The sequence below is a fragment of the Caballeronia sp. genome, from assembly GCF_028292365.1.
Classification (GTDB): domain Bacteria; phylum Pseudomonadota; class Gammaproteobacteria; order Burkholderiales; family Burkholderiaceae; genus Caballeronia.
In genome coordinates this window covers 23,805-30,426 of the sequence record NZ_JAQGMM010000208.1, presented here as the reverse complement: position 1 = coordinate 30,426, position 6,622 = coordinate 23,805, and the positions used below count along the sequence as shown (strand labels likewise).

The following is a 6,622-nucleotide window of genomic DNA, read 5'->3' as shown; positions in this document are numbered from 1 at the left end:
AACAATGCAGGACGCACCTTGTTCGCGTCGGCTCGCAGCCGTTGATTGGACAGAAGAATAGCGCGGCTGGGTAACGGCGTGAATGTCTCTCAATACAAGGGGCTGATGGATCACCTTCGAATCAGGGTTCACCGGTAGCTAGACCGACAAGTCGTCGGAGAAACGCAATGAGCGTGGGCCGTCGCTGAGCCCGCCATGCTCCTCTGCATCAAAAATATCGATCAAATCAGTGCGAACCTACCTAAAGGCAAGCAGCAGTTCCATTGCTGTTTTGGCCATACGCCTTAGGGAATTCCAGAATAGCGCACCGGGAGCCCCGGGCGCATGATGCAGAATCAGTCGGACGCGTTACGCGTCTTTTTTGAAATTCGTTCTTGGAACCGGTTCCATTGGCCGGTTAAAGGCAAATTCCGCTGTGGAACACGGTAATTCTGGAAATCTGATCAAAAATACCCGGGCCGGTGCGGTCGTCCCTGTCGTTATTGTGGCGAGCGCATTCGGTGCGGACACGATCCGCCGCGACGGCCACGCTGCGTGGGCGGAAGTCGCAGCAAAAGCCGGCGCGGCCGGTTTTGAAGTCCGCCGCGAATTGTTCTCGTACAAGGCCCAGTCCCAGCCCGCATCGCTGTACGAACTCGGTCAGCAAATCCGGGCGGCCGGCATCTGGCCCGTCTATTCGACCCCTGCGACCCTTTTCGACGATACCGGCACCCTCGATGAATTCGTGATGGAGCAGACGCTGGACGAAGCCGCGGCGCTCGATGCGCGTATCGTCAAATTCCAGCTCGGCGGGTCAGAAAGCGCCGGTACGGCGACGGATTCCGCGACGCTTGATCGCCTGATCGCCGGTATCCGAAATACGAAAGCGCAGGTCGTGGTCGAAAACGGCCAGATGAAAGCCGGCGGCACAATCGATGCGTTCTCCACATTGTTCGAGGCGATGGAAACTCGCTCGCACACGCTCTCCATGACTTTCGATACCGGCAACTGGCGATGGGCGCAGCAAGATCCGCTCGAAGCGGCGAGGCGTCTGACCCAGTACGTAGGTTACGTGCATTGCAAGGCCGTGCAGGGCGAAGGTGTGCGCCGCTTCGCGACGCCACCCGCTACCGACGACGCCCACTTCGCCGAATTGCTGGCGCATCTGCCGGCCGACGTTGCGCGCGGCATCGAGTTTCCATTCGATCAAGACAATCTCGCCGCCGATGCTGAGCGCTACGTCAAACAACTCGCATCGGCTTGAAACCGGCTTGAACACCACCCATCAATGAATGACGAAGGACCGCTTATGACAACCTCTCTCGATGTCGTGACCTACGGCGAAGCCATGACGATGTTCGTCGCCGCCGAGACCGGCGATCTCGCGAAGGTCGGCCAGTTCACCAAGCGCGTGGCCGGCGCGGACCTGAACGTTGCGATCGGTTTGTCGCGGCTCGGTTTCCGGGTCGGCTGGATGAGCCGTGTGGGGAAGGATTCCTTCGGCCGTTACGTACTCGATGTGCTCGCGCAGGAAGGTATTGATGCGGGTTGCGTGACGATCGACGACCGTTATCCGACCGCTTTCCAGCTTAAATCGAAGAATGACGACGGCAGCGATCCAGCGATCGAATACTTCCGCAAAGGATCGGCGGCGAGCCATTTGTCGCTCGATGACTACGTGGCGGACTACGTGTTGAGCGCACGTCATTTGCATCTGACGGGCGTCGCACCGGCCATTTCGGCGACCTCCCGCGAGCTTGCCTTTCATATGGCGAAGGAAATGCGCAAAGCCGGCAAGACCATTTCCTTCGATCCGAACTTGCGCCCGACGCTCTGGCCGTCGCGTGAGGTCATGGCGGAGGCTTTGAATGCGCTCGCCGCACACGCCGACTGGGTGATGCCGGGCGTCAGCGAAGGCAAGATCCTGACGGGTTTCACGAAGCCCGAGGACATCGCAAAGTTCTATCTGGACCAAGGTGCGAAGGGCGTGGTGGTCAAGCTTGGCGCGCACGGCGCGTACTTCCGGACCGCGGATAACGACGAAGGCACGGTGCCGGCGATTCCCGTGAAAAATGTCGTCGATACGGTCGGCGCAGGCGATGGTTTCGCGGTCGGCGTGGTGAGCGCCATGCTGGAAGGGCACGACGTGCGCCATGCGCTGACACGCGGCAACCGCATCGGCGCTTTGGCGATCCAGGTGATCGGCGATAGCGAAGGTCTCCCGACCCGAGCCGAACTCGATGCGCTGGAACAAGCGGGCAGTAACGGAACACAAGCTAACGGCGCGGCAGTCAACGTCGCCTTATAAAGCCGCTTCACAGAGCCCCGAGCCAAGAACGGAGACAATCATGCAGCCTGCCAACACCATTCAGCCCAAGCTTGCGGTACGCCGCTGGTGGACGATCATGCCGATCGTGTTCATCACGTACAGCCTCGCGTATCTCGACCGTGCGAACTTCGGCTTCGCGTCGGCGGCCGGTATCAATCACGATCTCGGCATCAGCAAAGGGCTGGCATCGCTGATCGGTGCGTTGTTTTTCCTGGGCTATTTCTTCTTCCAGATTCCTGGCGCGATCTACGCCGAACGTCGCAGTGTAAAGAAACTCGTGTTCGTGAGCCTGATCCTCTGGGGCGGCTGCGCCGCGCTGACCGGCGTGGTCACCAACATCCCCTCGCTGATGGTGCTGCGCTTCATGCTCGGTGTCGTGGAAGCGGCCGTGATGCCAGCGATGCTGATCTTCATCTCCAACTGGTTCACGAAATCCGAGCGATCGCGCGCCAACACCTTCCTGATCCTGGGCAACCCGGTGACGGTGCTGTGGATGTCGGTGGTATCGGGCTACTTGATCAACTCATTCGGCTGGCGCCACATGTTCGTAGTGGAGGGCGTGCCCGCCATTATCTGGGCGGTGATCTGGTGGTTCATCGTGCAGGACAAGCCGGCGCAGGTTAAATGGCTGTCCGACCAGGAAAAACGCGATCTGGACAACACGCTGCGCGCGGAACAAGCGGCGATCAAACCGGTCAAGAACTATGGCGAGGCGTTCAAGTCGGCTGCGGTGATCAAGCTGTCCGCGCAATATTTCTGCTGGAGCATCGGCGTGTACGGCTTCGTGTTGTGGCTGCCGTCGATCCTCAAAAACGCGTCCACGTTTGGTATGGTCGAGACGGGCTGGCTGTCGGCCGTGCCGTATCTCGCGGCAACCATTGCGATGATCGCGGCTTCCTGGGCGTCGGACAAACTCGAACGCCGCAAGCTGTTCGTATGGCCGTTCTTGCTGATAGGCGCGTTCGCTTTCGCGGGATCGTACTTGCTTGGATCGACGAGTTTTTGGGGCTCGTATGCGCTGCTGGTGATCGCCGGTGCGGCCATGTACGCACCTTACGGCCCGTTCTTCGCGATCGTGCCCGAGTTGCTGCCCAAGAACGTGGCGGGCGGTGCAATGGCGCTGATCAACAGCATGGGCGCGCTTGGATCGTTTGTCGGATCGTATGTGGTCGGCTACCTGAACGGCGCGACGGGGTCTCCTGCGGCGTCGTATGTATTCATGAGCGCCGCGCTGGTGGCGGCCGTGATACTGACGCTGGTCGTGAAACCGCAGCCGGTCGCGCCCGCCGCTAAACTGGCCACACGTGCTTGAAATATCAATCTTTCCAGACTCCACAGGACCTGTTTCGATGAAAAAGAAAATCGTCGCGTATAAGCCGTTGCCCGCGGACGTGCTTGCGTACTTGCAGGAACACGCGGACGTCACGACCGTCGACCCGAAGCAGCACGACGCGTTCGTAGCGGCGTTGAAAGATGCCGATGGCGCTATCGGCGCGAGCACTCAGATCACCCCGGCCATGCTCGAAGGGGCGACGAAGCTGAAAGCGCTGGCAACGGTTTCCGTGGGTTTCGATGCTTTCGATATCGCCGACCTGAACCGTCGCGGCATCGTGCTCACGAATACGCCGGACGTGTTGACGGAATCCACGGCGGATACGGTTTTCGCGCTGATCCTCGCAAGCGCGCGGCGCGTGGTGGAACTCGCGGAATGGGTGAAGGCGGGCAAGTGGACGAAGAGCATCGGCGAAGACTGTTTTGGTGTCGATGTGCAGGGCAAGACGCTCGGTATCATCGGGCTGGGACGCATTGGCGGTGCGGTCGCGCGTCGTGCGTCGCTCGGCTTCCGGATGAACGTGCTCTACACGAACCGCAGCCCGAATGCGCAAGCTGAACGGGACTACGGCGCAAAGAAAGTCGATCTCGACGAGTTGCTCGCCACTTCGGATTTTGTGCTGCTGCAAGTTCCGCTGACCGCTGAGACGCGCAACCTGATCGGCGCCGAACAACTGAAAAAAATGAAGCGCAGCGCGATCCTGATCAACGCATCGCGCGGACCGACGGTGGATGAAGACGCGCTGATTCAAGCGTTGCAGGACGGCACGATCCTCGGCGCGGGCCTCGATGTTTTCGTGAAAGAACCGCTACCCGCCGACTCGCCGTTGCTCAAGATGAAGAACGTGGTGGCGCTGCCGCATATTGGCTCGGCCACGCACGAAACCCGCCACGCGATGAACAAGAACGCTGCCGAGAACCTGATCGGCGCGTTGAATGGCACGCTGACGAATAACATGGTGAACCCGGAAGCATTGAAGCGCTGAGCGGCTTGATCGCCAAGCTTGCTGCAAAGGACTAAGCGCGCCCTGGCGCGCTTTGTTTTTATCGGATGTCGAACGAAAACATGGCAAGAGACAACTTTTCGAATGACCGGCGCGCGACTATCACCGACGTCGCCCGCGAAGCCGGCACCGGCAAGACCAGCATCTCGCGTTATTTGAACGGCGAGACGGGCGTGTTGTCGACGGAATTACGCGAGCGCATAGAAGAGGCGATCGCGAAGCTTGATTACCGCCCGAACCAGATGGCGCGGGGGCTCAAACGCGGGCGCAACCGGCTGGTCGGGATGCTGGTTGCGGACCTGACGAATCCTTACACCGTCGAGGTGCTGCAGGGCGTGGAAGCCGCCTGTCACGCGTATGGTTACATGCCGCTGATCTGCCACGCGGCGAACGAGGTCGATCTGGAGCGGCGATACCTGCAACTGCTGAGCACGTATCGCGTGGAGGGCGTGATCGTGAATGCGCTCGGCGTGAAGGAAGAAACACTGGAAACGCTCACTCGTGGCGGCGTACCGGTAGTGCTAGTGGATCGTGCAGTCGAAGGGGTCGTCACCGATATGGTCGGGCTGGACAACACCGAAGCGGTACGGATCGCGATCCATCATCTGGTGAGCGAGGGTTTTGATGAACTGTTGTTTGTCGTCCAGCCGTACGCGCAGGTCAGCTCGCGACGCGTGCGCGAAGCGGCATTTCGTGACACTATCGGCGCGCTCGGCGTTTCGGGTGCTTCTCGCGTGTCAGGCGCTACGATCGTGCTTGACCTGGATAATGACGAAACCCTCGCGGAAATCGATGCGCGCATTAACGCTGCGCAACGGCAAAATCGCCGCGTAGCACTGTTTGCGGCGAACGCGCCGGTAGCGTTGCGGGTCGCGCTGCATCTGAAGGAGCTTCATGGCGCCGACTGGCAGCGGCGGGTAGCGCTGATGAGTATCGACGACTCAGAGTGGGCCGAGCTAGCCGGCATGACGACCGTGCGCCAGCCGACCTATACCATAGGCGAGCGCGCCGTCGAATTCCTGCATGAGCGCATTGAAGGGGCGGTTGTGGCGGCGCGGGAATGCCTGCTGCCGGGCGAACTGATCGTGCGGTCATCGACATCGACGAACAATCGCGGCACATAGTTTTTGAGGAAATTTAATTGATGGTAAGTGCCTTGACGCTGGTCTGTATCACCCTTGCGACGCTGCTGATTGCCGCATTACCTATCTGGCTGTATCGGAAGACGAAACCCCGCTTTGGTTTCGAGCGGCGTGACGTGATTGTCGGGATCGCGGTCTTCGCACTGTTTTCGATGGTGATCGAACGCGGCCTGCACGGGCTCGTGCTGAGCAATGCGACCACGGTCGGCCTGCTGCTGAATCCGGCCATTTTCGTGATCTACGGCGCGCTTGCGACGGGTATCTGCGAGGAAGTCGGGCGCTACGCCGGCATGAAATGGCTGATCAAGCGTAATCCCGCTTCATTGCAACGCCCAGGCACGGCGCTGGGTTACGGAATCGGCCACGGCGGCGCGGAAGCGTGGCTCGTTGGCGTGCTGGTCCAACTGCAGTGGATCCTCTACGCGCTGCTCGCTGATCGCGGCATGCTCGATCAATATTTCACGAGCGTCCCGGCCGAGTCGCTGCTGCGGCTGCACGCCGTGCTCGGCAGCCTCGCGCCGGAAACGGCCGCGATGTTCCTGGTCGAGCGCGCGGCTGCGTTTGTGTTCCAGGTGGGATTATCGGTGGCAATGTGGCACATGCTGCGTGAGCGTTTTCGCTTCACGCTGCCGTTCATGATCGTCGCGCACGCGCTGATCGCGTTGCCGGTTGCGCTGTATCAGGCTCGTTTGATTCCATTGCTCGCCGCGGACGCCGTGTATCTCGTGTTCGGGTTGATCGTGATGCGTGCGCTGCGGCGTTATTTCCTGGGCGTGGCGGCAGATGCGAATCGAGCGGCACGCGAAAGGGCAAAAGCGGCAAAGGCCGGAGACTGA

The 6,622-nt window shown here is 60.4% G+C and carries 6 protein-coding genes; all 6 read left to right on the top strand.

The window, feature by feature from the left end:
- Nucleotides 1-361: 361 nt before the first annotated feature.
- Complete coding sequence (locus JWR14_RS12905; protein WP_366144528.1) at nt 362-1,243, top strand: TIM barrel protein; 882 nt, start codon at nt 362-364, stop codon at nt 1,241-1,243.
- Nucleotides 1,244-1,288: 45 nt separating this feature from the next.
- Nucleotides 1,289-2,287, top strand: a complete 999-nt coding sequence (locus tag JWR14_RS12900; RefSeq protein ID WP_299706917.1) for a sugar kinase — start codon at nt 1,289-1,291, stop codon at nt 2,285-2,287.
- 58 nt (nt 2,288-2,345) lie between these two features.
- Nucleotides 2,346-3,620, top strand: a complete 1,275-nt coding sequence (locus JWR14_RS12895; RefSeq protein ID WP_299706932.1) for an MFS transporter — start codon at nt 2,346-2,348, stop codon at nt 3,618-3,620.
- A gap of 37 nt (nt 3,621-3,657) precedes the next feature.
- Entirely contained in the window at nt 3,658-4,626 is a 969-nt protein-coding gene (locus tag JWR14_RS12890) for an NAD(P)-dependent oxidoreductase (protein ID WP_299706914.1), read from the top strand.
- 80 nt (nt 4,627-4,706) lie between these two features.
- On the top strand, nt 4,707-5,768 hold the full coding sequence (locus JWR14_RS12885; protein ID WP_299706911.1) for a LacI family DNA-binding transcriptional regulator: 1,062 nt from the start codon (nt 4,707-4,709) through the stop codon (nt 5,766-5,768).
- A gap of 20 nt (nt 5,769-5,788) precedes the next feature.
- A complete protein-coding gene (locus JWR14_RS12880; RefSeq protein WP_299706929.1) occupies nt 5,789-6,622 on the top strand; it encodes a YhfC family intramembrane metalloprotease in 834 nt (277 codons plus the stop codon).

Excerpts from the sequence above, each read along its gene's own strand:
- JWR14_RS12880 (WP_299706929.1), top strand. The coding sequence starts at position 5,789 with ATGGTAAGTGCCTTGACGCTGGTCTGTATCACCCTTGCGACGCTGCTG.
- JWR14_RS12885 (WP_299706911.1), top strand. The coding sequence starts at position 4,707 with ATGGCAAGAGACAACTTTTCGAATGACCGGCGCGCGACTATCACCGAC.
- JWR14_RS12900 (WP_299706917.1), top strand. The coding sequence starts at position 1,289 with ATGACAACCTCTCTCGATGTCGTGACCTACGGCGAAGCCATGACGATG.
- JWR14_RS12890 (WP_299706914.1), top strand. The coding sequence starts at position 3,658 with ATGAAAAAGAAAATCGTCGCGTATAAGCCGTTGCCCGCGGACGTGCTT.